The following is a 16641-nucleotide window of genomic DNA, read 5'->3' as shown; positions in this document are numbered from 1 at the left end:
GCAAAAGAAATGGCGCCAGCCCTTTCAGGCGAGCAGGAATGTCGGCGTTAATCCAGGATGTCAGCTGGCCAGTTCACGCAATACCCCCTGAGCAACCAGCAGAACGGCACAATCGATGACAGTACTGCCCTGCATATCGGACAGAGTGCGCTGCCAGCGAGCCACCCTCCCGGCCTGCTGATCACGCCAGTGCTGAATGCGTATCTCGGGTTTCAGGCAGGTCACTTCGCGATCCAATTCGAACACCGCCGACGTCAGCACACGCAGTTGATGGTCCAGCTCATTGCGGAAGCCGATGACCGCCATCTGTTGCCAGTGACTGTCTGCGCGGAATGCCCGCATCTGCCGATCCAGCCAGGTCAGACTCAGGCCTTCACCCAGGCTGAAATAGACCTCGGCCACCGCCACCAGCGACTGCTCAAGCTGCACGCTGAGATCGATGATATCCATCAGCCAGTACCGGCTTTCAGCCGAAGCACAGTACAACGCCAGCGGCTCGGGAACGCCCTGGTCAACAAAGCCGCTATAGCGCGCATGCCAGCGCTCCTCGGGAATAACGCTTCCCAGCGCTTCCGGCGAAGCCATCACCTGCTCCAGCGCTGCACGGTATCGCTGGCTGATCGCCATCGGGTCCAGCTCCTGACGACAATGCTGCAGCAACCAGTGGCTGCCACGGGTCAGCTGCTCGGTCAGTTCGCCCATCAGTTCGATCTGAACCGCCGTTGTCACTTGGCCGTCCAAAGCTTCAATCGCCGTCCAGCGGCGGTCTACATCAAACACCTGACAGGCAATGAGATAGGCCGCGGCTATATCGGCCGGTTCTGCGCCGGTCAGGTTGCTCATCCGGTCCATCCAGGTGATGCCCATCCGGTTGACCAGATCATTGGCGATCTGGGTGGAACTGATCTCTGCCCGCAGTCGGTGCTGATCGATCGCTTCCGGGAAGGCCTCTCTCAGGGATGGCGGGAAGGCGTCATGCAGGGCACGGGAGTAGCGCACATCCTGCGCAATCCAGGCGTGAACCAGCGCCTGCTTCAGTTCGATCTTGGCATAGGAGATCAGCACCGACAGCTCAGGGCGGGTCAGCCCGATCCCGTTGCCACGGCGCTGCTGCAGCTCATCGTCGCCAGGCAGGCATTCCAGCGCCCGGTCCAGCTTGCCTGCGTCCTCCAGACGCTTGATGAAACGCAGCTGGTCATCCAGTGAACCTGCAGCCGCCGCCGTGGCAACGCTCAAGGCAAACGCCTGACGATAGTTGTTTCTGAGCACCAGCTCGGCCACTTCCGGCGTCATCTCGCGCAGCATTCGGTTACGCTCGGCCAGGCTCATCTTGCCCTGCTGGACGCGTTCGTTAAGCAGAATCTTGATGTTTACCTCATGGTCCGAGCAGTCGACGCCGCCCGCGTTGTCGATGAAATCGGTATTCACGGCGCCGCCCGCACGGGCAAATTCGATGCGGCCACGCTGGGTCGCTCCCAGATTGCCGCCCTCGCCCAGTACCTTACAGCGCAGCAGCTCAGCATTGATCCTGAGGCTATCGTTCGACTTGTCGCCGACCGTCTCATGCGACTCATCTCGCGCCTTGATATAGGTGCCGATACCACCGTTCCAGAGCAGATCCACCGGTGCGGTCAGCAGCGCCTGGATCAGCTCGTTCGGGGTCAGCCGTACGGCATCGACCTGCAGCAGAGCACGCATTTCGTCGGACAGCGGAATCCACTTGGCCGCACGAGAGAAAACACCGCCACCCTTGCTGATCAGGCGGGTATCGTAGTCGGCCCAGGAGGAACGCGGCAGTGCGAACAGGCGCTGGCGTTCCTGGAAAGACAGTGCCTCATCCGGCGCGGGATCGACAAAGATATGCTGGTGGTTGAAGGCACCGACCAGGCGAATACGGTCGGACAGCAGCATGCCGTTGCCGAACACATCGCCGCCCATATCACCGATACCCACCACCGTGAATGTCTGTGTTTGAGTATCGAGTCCACGCTCACGAAAGTGCCGTTTGACCGATTCCCAGGCGCCCCGGGCGGTGATACCCATTTTCTTGTGGTCATAGCCGTCACTGCCACCGGAGGCAAAGGCATCACCCAGCCAGAAGCCGTACTCCGCCGAAATCCGGTTGGCAATGTCGGAGAAGGTCGCCGTGCCCTTGTCAGCTGCAACGACCAGGTAGGGGTCATCCTCGTCATGGCGCACCACAGCGACCGGCGCTACCACCTGTCCGTCCACAAGATTGTCCGCCAGATCCAGCAGGCCACGAATGAAGGTCTGGTAGCAGGCGATCCCCTCCGCCTGCAGCGCTTCGCGGCCACCTTCCTGTGGCGGCTGCTTGACAATGAAGCAGCCCTTGGCGCCAGCGGGAACAATCACCGAGTTTTTCACCTGCTGCGCCTTGACCAGGCCCAGCACTTCGGTGCGGTAGTCTTCGATACGGTCAGACCAGCGCAAGCCGCCGCGGGCAATGCGCCCGGCGCGCAGGTGTACCCCTTCAATCCGGGGCGAATAAACGAATATCTCGAAGCGGGGACGAGGCTGAGGAATATCGGGAATGACCGAAGGTTCAAGCTTGAAAGAGAAATAGCCCTTGGGTTCTCCCTGCTCATCACGCTGATAGTAGTTGGTCCTCAACGTGGCTTTCATCAGCACCAGGAAGCGGCGCAGAATACGATCGTCATCCAGCGTCTCGACCTGATCCAGCGCTTCCAGAAGCTCCCGTTCAAGACGCTCCAGCACAGCCTGACGGCGCTCGTGGGCAGGTATTTCCGGCTCGAACCGGGCACGGAAGTATGACAGCAGCAGTTGCGCAATATTCAAATGACGGGCGAGCGTATCGGCGATGAAGTGCTGACTGATACCAAAACGAAGTTGCTTCATGTAACGGGCATAGGCTCGCAGCAGGGCCACTTCGCGCCAGTCCATGCCGGCACGTACGATCAGCTGGTTAAAGAGGTCATTCTCGACCCGGCCCAGCCAGATCGGCTCAATCGCCCGCTGCAACATGTGTTTGCCCGTCTCCAGCGTTTCGCCACTGGCTGGACAGCTGACCCGAAAATCACTGATGCCAAAGGTGCTGCCATCAGGGCATTCCAGGGTATAGGGATGTTCGCTCAGAACGCGCATGCCCAGATTTTCCAGCATGGGGATCACATCGGACAGCACCAGGGGCTCCCCCGGGCAGACCAGTTTGAAACGCAGCTCATCCGCCGGCAGTTCATCGGCCTGGTAAAAACCAAGACTGACCCCGGCCCCATCGGCCAGACTCAGCACCTGTTGAATATCGGCCAGCGCCTGACGGGGTGAAAAGCGGGCGCGGTAGGCAATTGGAAAAGCACCCCTGAACTGACAGGCAAGGCTGCCGCCTTCCTCGCTGCCAAGACTTCCGGTCAGCCGGGTCTGGAGTTCGTCATCCCAGGAGCGAGAAACTTCGAGGACACGTGCTTCGATCGCCACCAGATCCTGGAGCGAAGGCGCAGCATCGGAATCGGTGGAAAAAACAATAGCAGACTCGGCTTCAGCCTCATCGAGCTGATCTCGGATGAGGTTAACAAGCTGCTCCAGGACTGTTGTTTTTGTTGATGAGCAGATATAGGCCATGGCTCCCCCGGGGTGCTGTACTTCGGTGTGTGGGTATATTCAACACACCCGGCCGAGACGGCACCCAGGCCCATGCCATCACCTCGATACCCAGTCCCGCCCCGAGCCGGAATGCTGGCATTAGTATATTGAGAGTCACGAAGACATTTTCCCTATATACTCGACAAGCAGAGGGATATGACCTTTATTTAAATGGCATAAAAGATAATTTGAGACACAAGAGACGAGATTATGGTCGATTTGGATAGACTGGATCATGCCATCATTGCCGAGCTGCAGCAGAACGCCCGTATCACGGTGACCGAGCTGGCATCGCGGGTAGGCCTATCCAAAACCCCCTGCCAGATTCGCATGAAGCGTCTGGAGGAGCAGGGTTACCTGATGGGTTATACCGCCCTGGTCGATCATACAAAACTGGGGCTGAACCATATCGCATTCGCCCAGGTAACCCTCAACGACACCAGCAGCGCGGCGCTGGCCGCGTTCAATACGGCTGTGCGCAAGATTTCAGCCGTCGAGCAGTGCCATATGATCGCAGGCAATTTCGACTATCTGCTCAAGGTCCGCACCCGCAACATGGAAGAGTACCGCTCGGTGCTGGGCGAGCAGATATCGGCTTTGCCCCATGTACTGCAGACCAGTACTTTCGTGGTGATGGAAAACGTGCGCGACGCAGGCATTTAAAGAAGGGCACCCGCGCTCATGCCATCGACCCAGGCTCATGGATATAAAGAAAGGGTAACAACTTTTGCCAGCGCTCCGCTTTCTGCTCCAGTGACAAAGCCGCATGGGCCGGGCTGGTCGATGGCATCAGCAGTCGTTGCACAGCGTGCTGCGACTTGAAATGGCGCTTGTAGAGCCGTTCGGCCGTGCCCCCATTAAAGACGATCAGCTGAAGATCCGGCAGCTGCCGCACCAGCCAGTCGATATCATTGGGCTCCACCGAGTGCTGGCGAATATTGGCATCGAGACTGCCGGGGCGCTCACACAGGTGGGCGACATCCCAGAGCGCCACGCCAGCGGACTTCAGACATTCGAGCCGTTGATCGTATTCAAGGCAGGGATCAAAGCCAAACAGACGCCCCATGATGGGCCAGAAGGCATTACGCGGGTGCGCGTAGTACCGTTGCGCCTGCAACGACGCCACGCCCGGGCTCGACCCCAGTACCAGCACACGACATTCCGGCTGCCATACCGGCTCGAAACTCTGCGCCAGATTCATCTTCACCTCTTTTGATTCAGCCTGCGCTTCCTGATGGGGCTCCACGCCCCGTGATGGTGCACAGCTCTACAGCCCGCCAGCCCAAAAAACACCATAACACACTGTAATTAAAGTGGTTTATAAATCATGGCACAGCTCTGGCTATATGCACAGCAACAAACTGCACTTGCTGTTTGCTGAGCATAAAATAGAAAGGGGATGATGATGAAAAAAATCACTAAAAGTCTGATCGCTGCCGGCCTGCTGACCGCGTCTGCTGCTGCCAGCGCCGAACTGTCGGTCAATGTCGGCGCCATGAGCGACTACTGGTTCCGCGGCATTGACCAGACCGCCAATAATGCCAGCCTGATGGCCGGGGCCGATTACGACTTCGGCAACGGCTTCTACGTGGGTACCTGGGGTGCTCAGCTGGATGATGCCGAGATCGAATATGACCTCTATGGCGGGTACGCCGGCGAGTATGAAGACTTCACCTACGGTATTGGCTATACCGGCTACTTCTATACCACCAATGACGCCTCCGACTACCACGAGCTTATCCTGAGCGGGGGTTACAAGTTCCTCAGTGCCGATTTCGTACTGGGTCGTGAAAACGTTGACGGCGCCGGTGAAGATGCCGACTACACCTTTTTTAGCCTGACCGGCGAGTATGAAGGCGCCTACCTGACCTACGGCGTATTCGGCGAAGACTACGACGGTGACTATGTTGAAGCCGGCTATGGCACCACCCTTCAGGGCCTGGACATGAGCCTGGCCTTCATCAAGCAGCTTGATGAAGAGATCGACGGCGACGGTGAAAAAGACTCCGAGTTCGTGTTCACCATCAGCAAGACGTTCGATATCTGAAGCGTTCATCGGCCCCTCCCTTAATGGATACGGGGAGGGCTCCGGTTCTCTCAACATACGTCTTTATCTTGGGGCCCTTCGGGGCCTCTTTTTTTTGCACCCTCACGGCGGTGCCCCATCTGTCGCAAAGGTTCACTCCCTCTACCCTGCTGAGCTATCATCGCCCCATTTCTAACGCAGGGAACTCCATGGCGACATATGCGATCGGCGACATTCAGGGCTGTTATGACGAGCTGATGCGACTGCTGGAACAGATCGACTTCGGCAGCGATGACCGGCTCTGGCTGACCGGTGATCTGGTCAACCGCGGCCCCCGTTCGCTGGAGACCCTGCGTTACGTCCGGCAGCTGGGTGACCGCGCCGTCACGGTGCTCGGCAACCACGACCTGCACCTGCTCGCCCTGCACCATGGCAACAGCCGCAAGCTGGACCCGACGCTGGCGCCCATTATGGCAGCCTCCGATCGGGACGAACTGTTGCACTGGCTGCAGTCGCGACCGCTGCTGCATGACGACAAAACGCTGGGCTACGTCATGACCCACGCCGGCATTCCGCATGTCTGGACGCTGAAACAGGCCCGCCAGTATGCGCTGGAGCTGGAGCAGGCCCTGCAGCACGCCGATGCCCCCGAGTTCTTCCAGCAGATGTACGGCAACCAGCCGGACTGCTGGCATGACGAGCTGACCGGCATCGACCGCCTCAGAGCAATCACCAACTATTTCACCCGCATGCGCTTCATCAAGGCCGACGGCACCCTGGAGTTCAAGGCCAACGGTGGCCTGGATACGGCGCCCAAGGGCTTTCTGCCCTGGTTCGAGCAGCCGCGCAGCAAGCCGCTGAAACGCCACCAGCTGTTTGGCCACTGGGCCGCGCTCGGCTTCAACCAACTGCCGGGCATCACCGCACTGGACAGCGGCTGCGTTTGGGGAAATGCCCTGACAGCCGTTAGACTGGAGGACGGCCGCTGGTTCAGCCAGCCCTGCCCCGGCAACCGCACACCTGGAGAATGAGTTTTGACCGATTACCGCTGTATCAACACCGAACAGGCCTGTGAGCTGATCGACCAGGGCGCCCAGATCGTCGATATCCGTGACGAGGGCAGCTACGCCGAACTGCACATCAGCAACGCCTACAACCTGAACAACCACAACCTGCCCGAGTACATCGGCCAGGCCGATTTCGACAAGCCACTGATCGTTTGCTGCTACCACGGCATCAGTAGCCAGTCTGCGGCCGCCTACCTGGCCCACCAGGGGTTCGATGAGGTCTATAGCCTGGATGGCGGCTTCGAAGCCTGGCGCACCCAGTGCCCGGACCGCTGCGAACGCTGATGGAGATCTATCTGGTCGGCGGTGCGGTCCGTGATCGCCTGCTGGGGCTTGAGGTCAAGGACCACGACTGGGTCGTGGTCGGCGCAACGCCTGACGAGATGCTGGCGCGCGGCTTCAGGCCGGTGGGTCAGGATTTCCCGGTTTTCCTGCACCCGGACAGCGGCGAGGAATACGCCCTCGCCCGCACCGAGCGCAAGAGCGGCAAGGGCTATACCGGCTTCACCTTCCATGCCAGCCCCGAGGTCACACTCGAGGATGATCTGGTCCGCCGCGACCTGACCATCAACGCCATCGCCCAGAGCGAGGACGGTGAGCTGCACGACCCCTGGGGCGGCCGCCGGGATCTGGAGCAGCGCCTGCTGCGCCATGTGTCACCGGCCTTTGTCGAAGACCCCCTGCGCGTACTGCGCGTAGCCCGCTTCTACGCCCGCTTCGCCCACCTGGGATTCGAGGTCGCCGACGAAACCCTGACGCTGATGCGCGAACTGAGCGCAGGCGACGAACTGGACCACCTGACCCCGGAGCGGGTCTGGCAGGAGTGCCAACGCGCGCTGGCAACGCAGTCACCGGCCCGGTTCTTCCGCCTGCTGCAACAGGTTGCTGCCCTGCCCAAACTGATCCCCGACAGCCAAGCTCTCGACTGCGACCGACTGCAGCAGCTGATCGATCAGTTGCCCGGCGACGCTCCCCATGCGGCCGAGCGGGTGTTCGCGCTGTTGATCTGGGCCCTGACCGAGCAACAGGATGACACCAGCGCACAAACCGCGATCAGCGAACTCTGTGAGCAGCTGCGCATCCCCAACCGCTTCCGCGATCTGGCGCTGAAAGCCCGTCTGCATGCCGTTGCACTGAGCCGCTTCGACCAGCTGGATGCCGAGCAACGTCTGGCACTGCTCAAGGGGCTCGACCTGCTGCGCCGCCCGGAGCAGCTGGCGGACCTGATCGCGATCGCGCAGGCGATCAATCCGGCGCAAGCCGCCGGGCGCCTGGCCGGTCTGACCCAGCTGCTTGACGCCTTCAAGGCGATCGACAGCCGCGCCCTGATGGCCGAAGGCTTCAAGGGCAAGGCGCTGGGCGAAGCACTGGCCAGGCGACAGCAACAGCTCTGTGCCGACTACCAGGAGCCCGATGCATGAGCCAGGCACCGCGAGCCCTGATCACCGGCGCCGCCCGCCGTATCGGTGCCTGCATCGCCCGCCAGCTGCATGCGGCGGGCTATGAGCTGCTGCTGCACTACCGCCACTCGGCCACTGAAGCGGAGCAACTGCGTGACGAGCTGAACAGCCTCCGGCCGAACAGCTGCCGCTGCCTGCAGGCGGATCTGGAGCAGATGGAGCAGGTGACAAGACTTGCGGACGAGGTAAAGGCTTCAGGCGGGCTGAAGCTGCTGGTCAACAATGCGTCCAGCTTCTACCCGACGCCGATCGACTCCGTCAGCCAGCAGGACTGGGATACACTGATCAACAGCAACCTGCGTGCGCCCTTCTTTCTGACCCAGGCGCTCTACCCGCTGCTGCAGGACTCGGAAGGCAATGTGATCAATCTGATCGATGTGCATGCAGAACGGGGACTGACCGGCTACCCGGTCTATTCGATCGCCAAGGCGGGACTGAAGATGATGACGCTGTCGCTGGCACGGGAACTCGCCCCCAAGGTGCGCGTCAACGGCATCGCCCCGGGACCGATCCTGTGGCCGGAAGCTGAGGCCGCCTTGAGCGAAGACGCACGTCAGGCTGTGGTGGATAAAACACTGCTGGCGCGCACCGGTCGACCGGAAGATATCGCCGACGCGGTGCTGTATCTCGCCCAGGCGGGGTATGTCACCGGCCAGGTTTTGGCCGTGGATGGCGGACGCTCGCTCTACAGCTAGCCTCTGTGGCTCTCTGTTACTACTTTCTATTACTGGAGCCGGCCCGCGAAATACGCTGCCCCTGCCAGTCGAAATCGATCGGCCAGAGCTTCTGCTGGCGATCGTACTGCTGCCAGAGCTGAGCGTAGGATTCTCCCAGCACCGGATGGCAAACATCCGGGGCGACCTCTGCCAACGGCTGCAGTACAAAGGCGTTATGCAGGATCTCCTCTCGCGGTAGCTGAACCCCGGCCACCGGCTGCTTGAGCCCACCATAGGTCAGGATATCGATATCCAGCGTACGGCCACTGAAACGGGGGCCACTGCGGTCACGGCCGTTGTCGTCCTCGATGCCTTTCAGGCACGCCGACAGCGGCGCCACATCCAGGTCGGTATCGATACCGACCACCAGGTTGTAGAAGTTATCCCCATCGAACCCCACGGCCTCGCTTTCATAGACCGACGAGATCAGCAGCTCACCGAAACGCTCTGACAGCGCATCAAGCGCGGCGCCGATATGGCGCTCACGCTCGCTGTTGCTGCCCAGGCTCAGATAAACACGGACCATCAGTCACGGGTCCCGCGCTCGATGATCACGCCCACGTCACGGGCACCGCGCACGGCACCGGGCTTGCTCAGCCGCAGGCGCAGCCAGGGCACATTGAACTCCGTCTGCACGATCTGGGCGATCTCTTCCGCCATGGTTTCCACCAACAGAAATTCGCTCTCACCGATGAACGCGATCAATCGCTTGGCCACCGTCTTGTAGTTCAGGGTGTTGTCGATATCTTCGGTGGCTGCCGCGGCACGAATGTCGGTACCCATCTCCAGATCCAGGCTGACAGTCTGGCGCACCTCTCGCTCCCAATCGTAGATGCCGATCACGGTTTCGACCTGCAGCTCACGTATATAAACGATATCCATCCTGTCTCCTGTCTATGTGCTTGCGATCGGGCTGTTTGAGCCTCGCTGCGCGCTTGTATATGCTTGTTGAAGGTGCCTGTCAATTTATCATGCCATCGGCGAACAGCGCATCGTCACGGCTGGCATGTGTAACGGACCTTTTATAACGGACTCTATGTAACGGACGCCTGCATGCCCGATTACCTGTTGCTGTTGTGTGCCTACCTGATGGGATCCATTCCCAGCGCCGTGCTGATCTGCCGCGCCATGGGACTGGAAGACCCGCGCAACCAGGGCTCCGGCAATCCCGGCGCAACCAATGTGCTGCGCATGGGAGGCCCCCAGGCTGCCGGACTGACCCTGCTGGCCGATCTGGGCAAGGGGGCTGCCGCCGTGTTGCTGGCAATCAACATCGGCGCTTCTGCACTGCTGCAGGGCTGGGTCATGCTGGCCGCCGTCTGCGGCCACCTGTTTCCCTTTTTCAGTAGCCTCAGAGGCGGTAAGGGCGTCGCCACCACGCTGGGCTGCTCGCTGTTGTTATCCTGGCCGCTGGCACTGTGCCAACTGCTGTTCTGGGGGCTGGTGTTCCTGTTCGGCCGGATGTCGTCACTGGCGTCCATCGCCACCGCGTCGGTCACGCCGCTGTTCTGCTACCTGCTCACACCGACACTGCTCTGGCCCTTCATCATCACGTCGCTGCTGCTGATCCTCAGACACAGCAGCAACATTCGCAAGCTGATCGCGGGCCGCGAGCACCACTTCTGAACAACGGTTAAATCGCGTCCAGCGTATCCAGCGGCCAGCGTGGCCGTGCCAGAATGGTCAGGTCGGCACTCTGACCGGCCACCAGGCGCTGACAACCGGCATAGGCGATCATGGCACCATTGTCGGTACAGAATTCGGGGCGTGCATAGAACAGACCCGCACGTTCCTTCTTGACCACCTCGGCCAGACGCTCACGCAAACGCTGGTTGGCGCTGACGCCACCGGCGATCACCAGCTGCTTCATGCCGGTCTGCTGCAGCGCACGACGGCACTTGATCGCCAGAGTATCGACTACCGCATCCTCAAAGGCGCAGGCGATATCGGCCATGGTCTGGGGGTCGATGTTGCCGTCGGCATCACGGGCATCATTGGCGGTGTTCAGAGTGAAGGTTTTCAGCCCCGAAAAACTGAAGTCGAGCCCGGGCCGGTCGGTCATCGGGCGCGGAAAACGATAACGCCCCCGGTTACCCTGCTGTGCCAGCTTGGCGATCAGCGGACCTCCCGGATAATCCAGTCCCAGCATCTTGGCAGCCTTGTCGAACGCCTCACCGGCCGCATCATCCAGGGATTCACCCAGCAACTCATACTGACCGATGCCTTTAACGCTCACCAGCTGGGTATGACCGCCGGACACCAGCAGAGCCACGAAGGGGAAAGCTGGAGGGTTTTCCTCCAGCATCGGCGCCAGCAGGTGGCCTTCCATATGGTGGACGCCGACCGCCGGCACGCCGAGCCCCAGCGCCAGTGCCCGCCCGGTGGATGCACCGACCATCAGCGCACCGATCAGGCCAGGGCCTGCGGTATAGGCGACGGCATCCACATCCGACAGCTGCAGACCGGCCTTGGCCATCACTTCGCGGATCAGCGGCAGCAGTTTGCGCACATGGTCGCGGGACGCCAGCTCAGGCACCACACCACCATACTCGGCGTGCATCTTGACCTGGCTATACAGTGCATCGGACAGCAAGCCCTGCTCACTGTCGTACAGCGCCACACCGGTTTCGTCACAGGATGTTTCTATGCCCAGCACTCGCATATCGGCCCCTCGGTACAATCGTTCCCAAATACGCATTCCCAAATGCGCGTTTCAACAGCCGTCATTATCCTTCAGTTAGCCGTAAAATTCACGGGATTCTGTCTTTACACACCGTTGCCGCCTGACTAAAATATGCGGCCTTCTTTCTGTATCTGCGCCTTGCGCCTATGCTGAAAGAGGACAATCCAAATCAACCAAACCGGGAGAATATTAATGCCTCAGGTTAAAGTTAAAGATAACGAGCCGTTCGACGTAGCTCTGCGTCGTTTCAAGCGTTCTTGCGAAAAAGCTGGCATCCTGGCTGAAGTTCGTCGTCGCGAATGCTACGAAAAGCCGACTGCCGTACGTAAGCGTAAAGCCGCTGCTGCCGTTAAGCGTCACGCCAAGAAGATCCAGCGCGAAAACGCTCGCCGCGTACGCCTGTACTGATCTGATTACTCTGTAACCTGACCCACAGCACACTCGAAGGAGCATCCCATGTCTGATCTGAAAGCCACTATTACAGAGCAGATGAAAGATGCCATGCGCGCCAAAGACAAAATTCGTCTTGGCACTATTCGCCTGATGTTGGCGGAGCTGAAGCGCATCGAGGTGGATGAGCGCATCGAACTCGATGATAACCGCGTCCTTACCGTGCTGGACAAGATGGTCAAACAGAGACGAGACTCCATTACCCAGTACGAGGCGGCTGAGCGACCCGAACTGGCAGAGAAGGAGCAGCAGGAGCTGGAGGTGATTAAAACTTTCCTGCCGCAGCCACTCAGCGATGCTGAGATTACTCAGATTATTGATGACGCCATCGCCGAATCCGGCGCCAGCTCCATGCAGGACATGGGCAAAGTGATGGCAATCGTCAAACCCCAGGTTCAGGGTCGTGCCGATATGGGCAAGATATCCGGCCTGGTGAAGCAGAAATTCTAAGGGTCCGCATACGCTGACCTGTCCGCGGAGCGAACATGGCAGGTCGAATACCCCAGCACTTCATTGATGACCTTCTGGCCCGCATCAACATCGTTGATGTCATAGACGGCCGCGTCAAACTCAAACGCGCCGGCAAGAACTATTCTGGCCTCTGCCCGTTCCACAAGGAAAAGAGCCCGTCCTTTTCGGTCAGCCCCGACAAGCAGTTCTATTACTGTTTCGGCTGTGGCGCTGGCGGCAATGCGCTCGGTTTCCTGATGGAATATGACCGCCTCAACTTCCCCGAAGCCGTTGAAGAGCTGGCCAAGCTCGCCGGCATGGAAGTCCCACGCGAAGAAGGCCGCCAGGTCGACCACCAGCGCGAACAGCAGCTCAAGCGCCAGTTCGAAGCCCTCGAACAGGCCAACAACTTTTTCCAGCAACAGCTGCGCCACTCCCCCGAACGCAAGCGAGCCGTCGACTACCTGAAACAGCGTGGCCTGAGCGGCCAGATCGCGGCTGCCTTCGGCATCGGCTATGCCCCGCCCGGCTGGGACAATCTGCTGCGCCACTTCGACAGTGTCGATAACGCCACCGCATTGCTTGAGCAGTCCGGCATGGTGATCCACAACGAAGACAAGCAGAGCCATTACGACCGCTTCCGCGATCGCATCATGTTTCCGATTCGCGATGTGCGCGGCCGGGTACTCGGTTTCGGCGGACGCGTGCTGGGCGACGACAAACCCAAATACCTCAACTCGCCGGAAACCCCGACGTTCCACAAGGGCCGCGAACTCTACGGGCTTTATGAAGCGCGCAAGCACAGCAATCATCTCGACCGCCTGCTGATCGTCGAAGGCTATATGGACGTGGTCAGTCTGGCACAGCACGGCATTCACTGGTCGGTCGCCACTCTGGGTACCGCCACCACGGCACAACACCTGGAGCGCCTGTTCAAGCTGGTACCCGAAGTGATCTTCTGTTTCGATGGCGACCAGGCCGGCCGCACCGCGGCTTTGCGCGCCCTGAACACTACTCTGCCGGTGATCAAGGACGGCCAGCAGGCCCGCTTCCTGTTCCTGCCCGACGGCGAAGACCCGGACACCCTGGTCCGCCAGGAAGGCGAAGCCGCCTTCAGCGAACGCGTTACCCAGGCTCTGTCGCTGAGCGAATTCTTCTTCAAATCCCTCAGCGACGATGCTGACCTGACCAGCATGGATGGTCGCGCCCGCTTCAGTAACACCGCCCTGCCACTGATCAACTCAATGCACCCCAGCCTGCTCAAGCAGATGATGCTGGACCGGATCTGCGAGATCACAGGCCTCAGTCTGGAGCAGCTCAGCAGCGTCATCGACCTGCACCAGGCCACCCATGAAGCACCGGCAAACCCCGCCAGAAGCAGCCAGCCTTCCGATCGAGTCAGCTATGATCAAGGGGATGACCCATACGACAATGCCGGCTACGAGGACTATGCCAGTGTTCAGGGGCCGCGGGACTACCCAACCTCGCCTGCCGCCCCCCAGCGGTCCAAGACTGGCAAGATCGGCAAGAGCGGCTCGCGCGATCTGGTCAACCAGGCGATCTCGATTCTGCTGCACCACCCCGAACTGGCCCGCAGCGCCCCGGCAGCCGACAGCTTCCGCCCCCTGCTCGAGCCCAACATCGACGTCCTGATCAACCTGCTGGATTACCTGCAGAAAGATCCCGCCAGCTCGCTGGGCACCCTGCTGGTGGACTGGCAGGACCTGGAAGAACGCCGCTCCGACCTGATGCTGCTCAACGAAATCTCCCATCTGGACCCCATTCTCGGCGATGTGGACGTAACGACTCTGCTCAATGATACGCTCAAACGCCTGCTGGCCCGCCGCCAGGAAGCCCAGCTGGACCAGCTGTTGAAAAAATCGCGCCAGGCCCCATTAACAGAACAAGAGAAGCGCGACCTGCAGCAACTACTGCTTGAGCGACAACACTGAAATGACGGCCGTTTGCAGGCAATCGCCTGATTTCTGATCTATTCTCTTAACGACGTGGTCAATATTGGCGGCGTAGCAATCAGCTGCCTGTAGCCGCAAACGGCCCGATCAGGTATAATATCGCGTTCATTTTTCCGCCATCTGTCACATCAGCATTCATTCGTTGCAGGGGTTCTATGTCAGACACATCCCAACAGCAGTCTCGTCTTAAGGAACTGATCGCCCGGGGTAAAGAACAGGGCTATCTTACCTATGCCGAGGTTAACGATCATCTGCCGGAAGACATCGCCGACCCGGATCAGGTCGAAGATATCATCCGCATGATCAACGACATGGGTATTCGTGTTGCTGAAGAAGCACCGGATGCCGAAGATCTCCTGCTGAGCGGCGGTGATTCCGCCGAAGAAGCCGACGACGAAGCCGTAGCCGCTCTGGCTGCCGTGGAGTCCGATGCCGGCCGCACCACCGACCCGGTGCGCATGTACATGCGCGAAATGGGTACCGTTGAACTGCTGACCCGTGAGGGCGAGATCGACATCGCCAAGCGGATCGAAGAAGGCATCCGCGAAGTGATGATGGCCCTGTCCCGCTTCCCGGGCAGTGTCGAAATCATTCTCGATGCCTACAACCAGGTACTGCAGGAAGAAGGCCGCCTGAGCGACATCTTCAGCGGCTACATCGACCCCGACTCTGACGTCCCCGAAAACGAAACTGAAGCACCGGTCGACATGGATGATGACGACCAGGACGACAGCGATGACGACGACGATGATGATGACGATGACAACAAGGACAGCGACTCCAGCGATGACAAGGAGCGCGGCCCCGATCCCGAGGAAGCACGTCAGCGCTTCGGCCTGATCCAGGAGTGCCTGGACAACCTGTACGCGACCGTACAGCGTGGCGGCTCTGTCGACGAGATCGAATTCGCTGCCATGGCCCTGGCCAACGCTTTCGCGCCGATCAAGCTGTCACCGCGCTACTACGACCTGCTGGTCGACCGTGTACGCACCTGCATCGACAGCATCCGCAAACAGGAGCGCACCATCATGCGCATCTGTACCCAGCGTGCCAAGATGCCACGCCCGGTCTTCATCAAGAGCTTCCCGGGCAACGAAGTCAGCCAGGAATGGCTCGACTCACTGGCCAACAGCGGCAAGCCCTTTGCTGCCGCCATCAGCCGCCAGATGCCCGATCTTCAGCGCGCCCAGCGCCGCCTGCTGCAGATCGAAGAGAACTCCGGCCTGACCCTGGCCGAAATCAAGGAGGTTAACCGTAACCTCTCCATCGGTGAGGCTCGCGCCCGCCGTGCCAAAAAGGAAATGGTTGAGGCCAACCTGCGTCTGGTAATCTCCATCGCCAAGAAGTACACCAACCGTGGTCTGCAGTTCCTCGACCTGATTCAGGAAGGCAACATCGGCCTGATGAAGGCTGTGGACAAGTTCGAGTACCGTCGTGGCTACAAGTTCTCCACGTACGCTACCTGGTGGATCCGTCAGGCGATCACCCGCTCCATCGCTGACCAGGCACGCACCATCCGTATTCCGGTGCACATGATCGAAACGATCAACAAGCTCAACCGTATCTCCCGCCAGATGCTGCAGGAGATGGGCCGCGAAGCGACCCCGGAAGAGCTGGCCGAGCGCATGGAGATGCCGGAAGACAAGATCCGCAAGGTGCTGAAGATCGCCAAGGAACCGATCTCCATGGAAACACCGATCGGCGACGACGAAGACTCCAGCCTGGGCGACTTCATCGAGGACACCACCCTGTCCTCACCGGTGGATACTGCGACCGGCGAAGGCCTGCGTGAAGCGACCCGCGAGATCCTCTCCGGCCTGACTGCACGTGAAGCCAAAGTCCTGCGCATGCGCTTCGGTATCGACATGAACACCGACCACACCCTCGAGGAAGTGGGCAAGCAGTTCGACGTAACCCGTGAGCGTATCCGTCAGATCGAAGCCAAGGCGCTGCGCAAGCTGCGTCACCCGAGCCGCTCCGATCACCTGCGCACCTTCATCGACGAATAATCGTTTATTTTCATCATATTGCGCCAATGACAGGACATGCTATCATTGGCGCACCTTCCCCGGGCCTATAGCTCAGTTGGTCAGAGCAGTGGACTCATAATCCATTGGTCGCAGGTTCAAGTCCTGCTGGGCCCACCATTTACATCAAGGGGTTACAAACTTTCGGATCATGGAGTAGTACCGAAAGTG

16 protein-coding genes and 1 tRNA gene are annotated in these 16641 nt (G+C 59.9%); 12 read left to right on the top strand and 5 right to left on the bottom strand.

Annotation, left to right across the window (positions count from 1 at the left end):
* Window positions 1–60 precede the first annotated feature (60 nt).
* On the bottom strand, window positions 61–3597 hold the full coding sequence (locus ABD013_RS07450) for an NAD-glutamate dehydrogenase (protein WP_343804463.1): 3537 nt from the start codon (window positions 3595–3597) through the stop codon (window positions 61–63).
* 231 nt (window positions 3598–3828) lie between these two features.
* Between ABD013_RS07450 and ABD013_RS07445 the strand changes: the two genes are divergently transcribed.
* On the top strand, window positions 3829–4281 hold the full coding sequence (locus ABD013_RS07445; RefSeq protein WP_343804461.1) for an Lrp/AsnC family transcriptional regulator: 453 nt from the start codon (window positions 3829–3831) through the stop codon (window positions 4279–4281).
* Window positions 4282–4297: 16 nt separating this feature from the next.
* Here ABD013_RS07445 and ABD013_RS07440 read toward each other — a convergent pair whose 3' ends face one another.
* Window positions 4298–4819, bottom strand: a complete 522-nt coding sequence (locus ABD013_RS07440; protein ID WP_343804459.1) for a DNA-deoxyinosine glycosylase — start codon at window positions 4817–4819, stop codon at window positions 4298–4300.
* Window positions 4820–5023: 204 nt separating this feature from the next.
* Between ABD013_RS07440 and ABD013_RS07435 the strand changes: the two genes are divergently transcribed.
* The 5 genes from ABD013_RS07435 to ABD013_RS07415 all read left to right on the top strand — a co-directional run bounded on the left by ABD013_RS07435 (window position 5024) and on the right by ABD013_RS07415 (window position 8866).
* On the top strand, window positions 5024–5665 hold the full coding sequence (locus ABD013_RS07435) for a TorF family putative porin (RefSeq protein ID WP_343804457.1): 642 nt from the start codon (window positions 5024–5026) through the stop codon (window positions 5663–5665).
* Between the two features lie 188 nt (window positions 5666–5853).
* Window positions 5854–6675: a symmetrical bis(5'-nucleosyl)-tetraphosphatase gene (locus tag ABD013_RS07430; RefSeq protein WP_343804455.1), complete on the top strand. Its 822-nt coding sequence runs from the start codon at window positions 5854–5856 to the stop codon at window positions 6673–6675.
* Between the two features lie 3 nt (window positions 6676–6678).
* The gene (gene glpE / locus ABD013_RS07425; protein WP_343804453.1) at window positions 6679–6996 is read left to right on the top strand and encodes a thiosulfate sulfurtransferase GlpE; all 318 of its coding nucleotides are present in this window, start codon (window positions 6679–6681) and stop codon (window positions 6994–6996) included.
* Window positions 6996–8132, top strand: coding sequence for a tRNA nucleotidyltransferase/poly(A) polymerase-related protein (locus ABD013_RS07420; RefSeq protein ID WP_343804451.1), 1137 nt, complete (start codon window positions 6996–6998; stop codon window positions 8130–8132). Before glpE ends, ABD013_RS07420 begins: the two co-directional genes overlap by 1 nt.
* Window positions 8129–8866, top strand: coding sequence for a pteridine reductase (locus tag ABD013_RS07415; protein WP_343804449.1), 738 nt, complete (start codon window positions 8129–8131; stop codon window positions 8864–8866). Before ABD013_RS07420 ends, ABD013_RS07415 begins: the two co-directional genes overlap by 4 nt.
* A 19-nt stretch (window positions 8867–8885) precedes the next feature.
* On the opposite strand, the gene folK is transcribed toward ABD013_RS07415, so the two are convergent.
* Both folK and folB read right to left on the bottom strand, forming a co-directional pair.
* A complete protein-coding gene (gene folK, locus ABD013_RS07410; protein ID WP_343804447.1) occupies window positions 8886–9413 on the bottom strand; it encodes a 2-amino-4-hydroxy-6-hydroxymethyldihydropteridine diphosphokinase in 528 nt (175 codons plus the stop codon).
* Window positions 9413–9769 carry a dihydroneopterin aldolase gene (folB, locus tag ABD013_RS07405; protein ID WP_343804445.1) on the bottom strand — a complete coding sequence of 119 codons (357 nt, stop codon included), beginning with the start codon at window positions 9767–9769 and terminating at the stop codon, window positions 9413–9415. The genes folK and folB overlap by 1 nt, the downstream gene beginning before the upstream one ends.
* A gap of 171 nt (window positions 9770–9940) precedes the next feature.
* Between folB and plsY the strand changes: the two genes are divergently transcribed.
* The gene (gene plsY, locus ABD013_RS07400) at window positions 9941–10513 is read left to right on the top strand and encodes a glycerol-3-phosphate 1-O-acyltransferase PlsY (RefSeq protein WP_343804444.1); all 573 of its coding nucleotides are present in this window, start codon (window positions 9941–9943) and stop codon (window positions 10511–10513) included.
* Between the two features lie 7 nt (window positions 10514–10520).
* Here the strand turns inward: plsY and tsaD are convergent, their stop codons facing one another.
* Window positions 10521–11549: a tRNA (adenosine(37)-N6)-threonylcarbamoyltransferase complex transferase subunit TsaD gene (gene tsaD / locus ABD013_RS07395; RefSeq protein ID WP_343804443.1), complete on the bottom strand. Its 1029-nt coding sequence runs from the start codon at window positions 11547–11549 to the stop codon at window positions 10521–10523.
* Window positions 11550–11762: 213 nt separating this feature from the next.
* Here tsaD and rpsU point away from each other — a divergent pair, with 213 nt between their 5' ends.
* The 5 genes from rpsU to ABD013_RS07370 all read left to right on the top strand — a co-directional run bounded on the left by rpsU (window position 11763) and on the right by ABD013_RS07370 (window position 16590).
* Window positions 11763–11978, top strand: coding sequence for a 30S ribosomal protein S21 (rpsU, locus tag ABD013_RS07390; protein ID WP_343804441.1), 216 nt, complete (start codon window positions 11763–11765; stop codon window positions 11976–11978).
* A 48-nt stretch (window positions 11979–12026) separates the two neighbouring features.
* On the top strand, window positions 12027–12470 hold the full coding sequence (locus tag ABD013_RS07385; protein WP_343804439.1) for a GatB/YqeY domain-containing protein: 444 nt from the start codon (window positions 12027–12029) through the stop codon (window positions 12468–12470).
* 35 nt (window positions 12471–12505) lie between these two features.
* Window positions 12506–14422 carry a DNA primase gene (gene dnaG, locus ABD013_RS07380; RefSeq protein WP_343804437.1) on the top strand — a complete coding sequence of 639 codons (1917 nt, stop codon included), beginning with the start codon at window positions 12506–12508 and terminating at the stop codon, window positions 14420–14422.
* Window positions 14423–14598: 176 nt separating this feature from the next.
* Window positions 14599–16452 carry an RNA polymerase sigma factor RpoD gene (gene rpoD / locus ABD013_RS07375; RefSeq protein ID WP_343804435.1) on the top strand — a complete coding sequence of 618 codons (1854 nt, stop codon included), beginning with the start codon at window positions 14599–14601 and terminating at the stop codon, window positions 16450–16452.
* Window positions 16453–16513: 61 nt separating this feature from the next.
* A tRNA-Ile gene (locus tag ABD013_RS07370) sits at window positions 16514–16590 on the top strand.
* Window positions 16591–16641 lie beyond the last annotated feature (51 nt).

The sequence above is a fragment of the Marinobacterium maritimum genome, from assembly GCF_039523155.1.
Classification (GTDB): Bacteria; Pseudomonadota; Gammaproteobacteria; order Pseudomonadales; family Balneatricaceae; genus Marinobacterium; species Marinobacterium maritimum.
The sequence above is the reverse complement of the archived record's forward strand: the minus strand, read 5'-3'. Positions and strand labels throughout refer to the sequence as shown.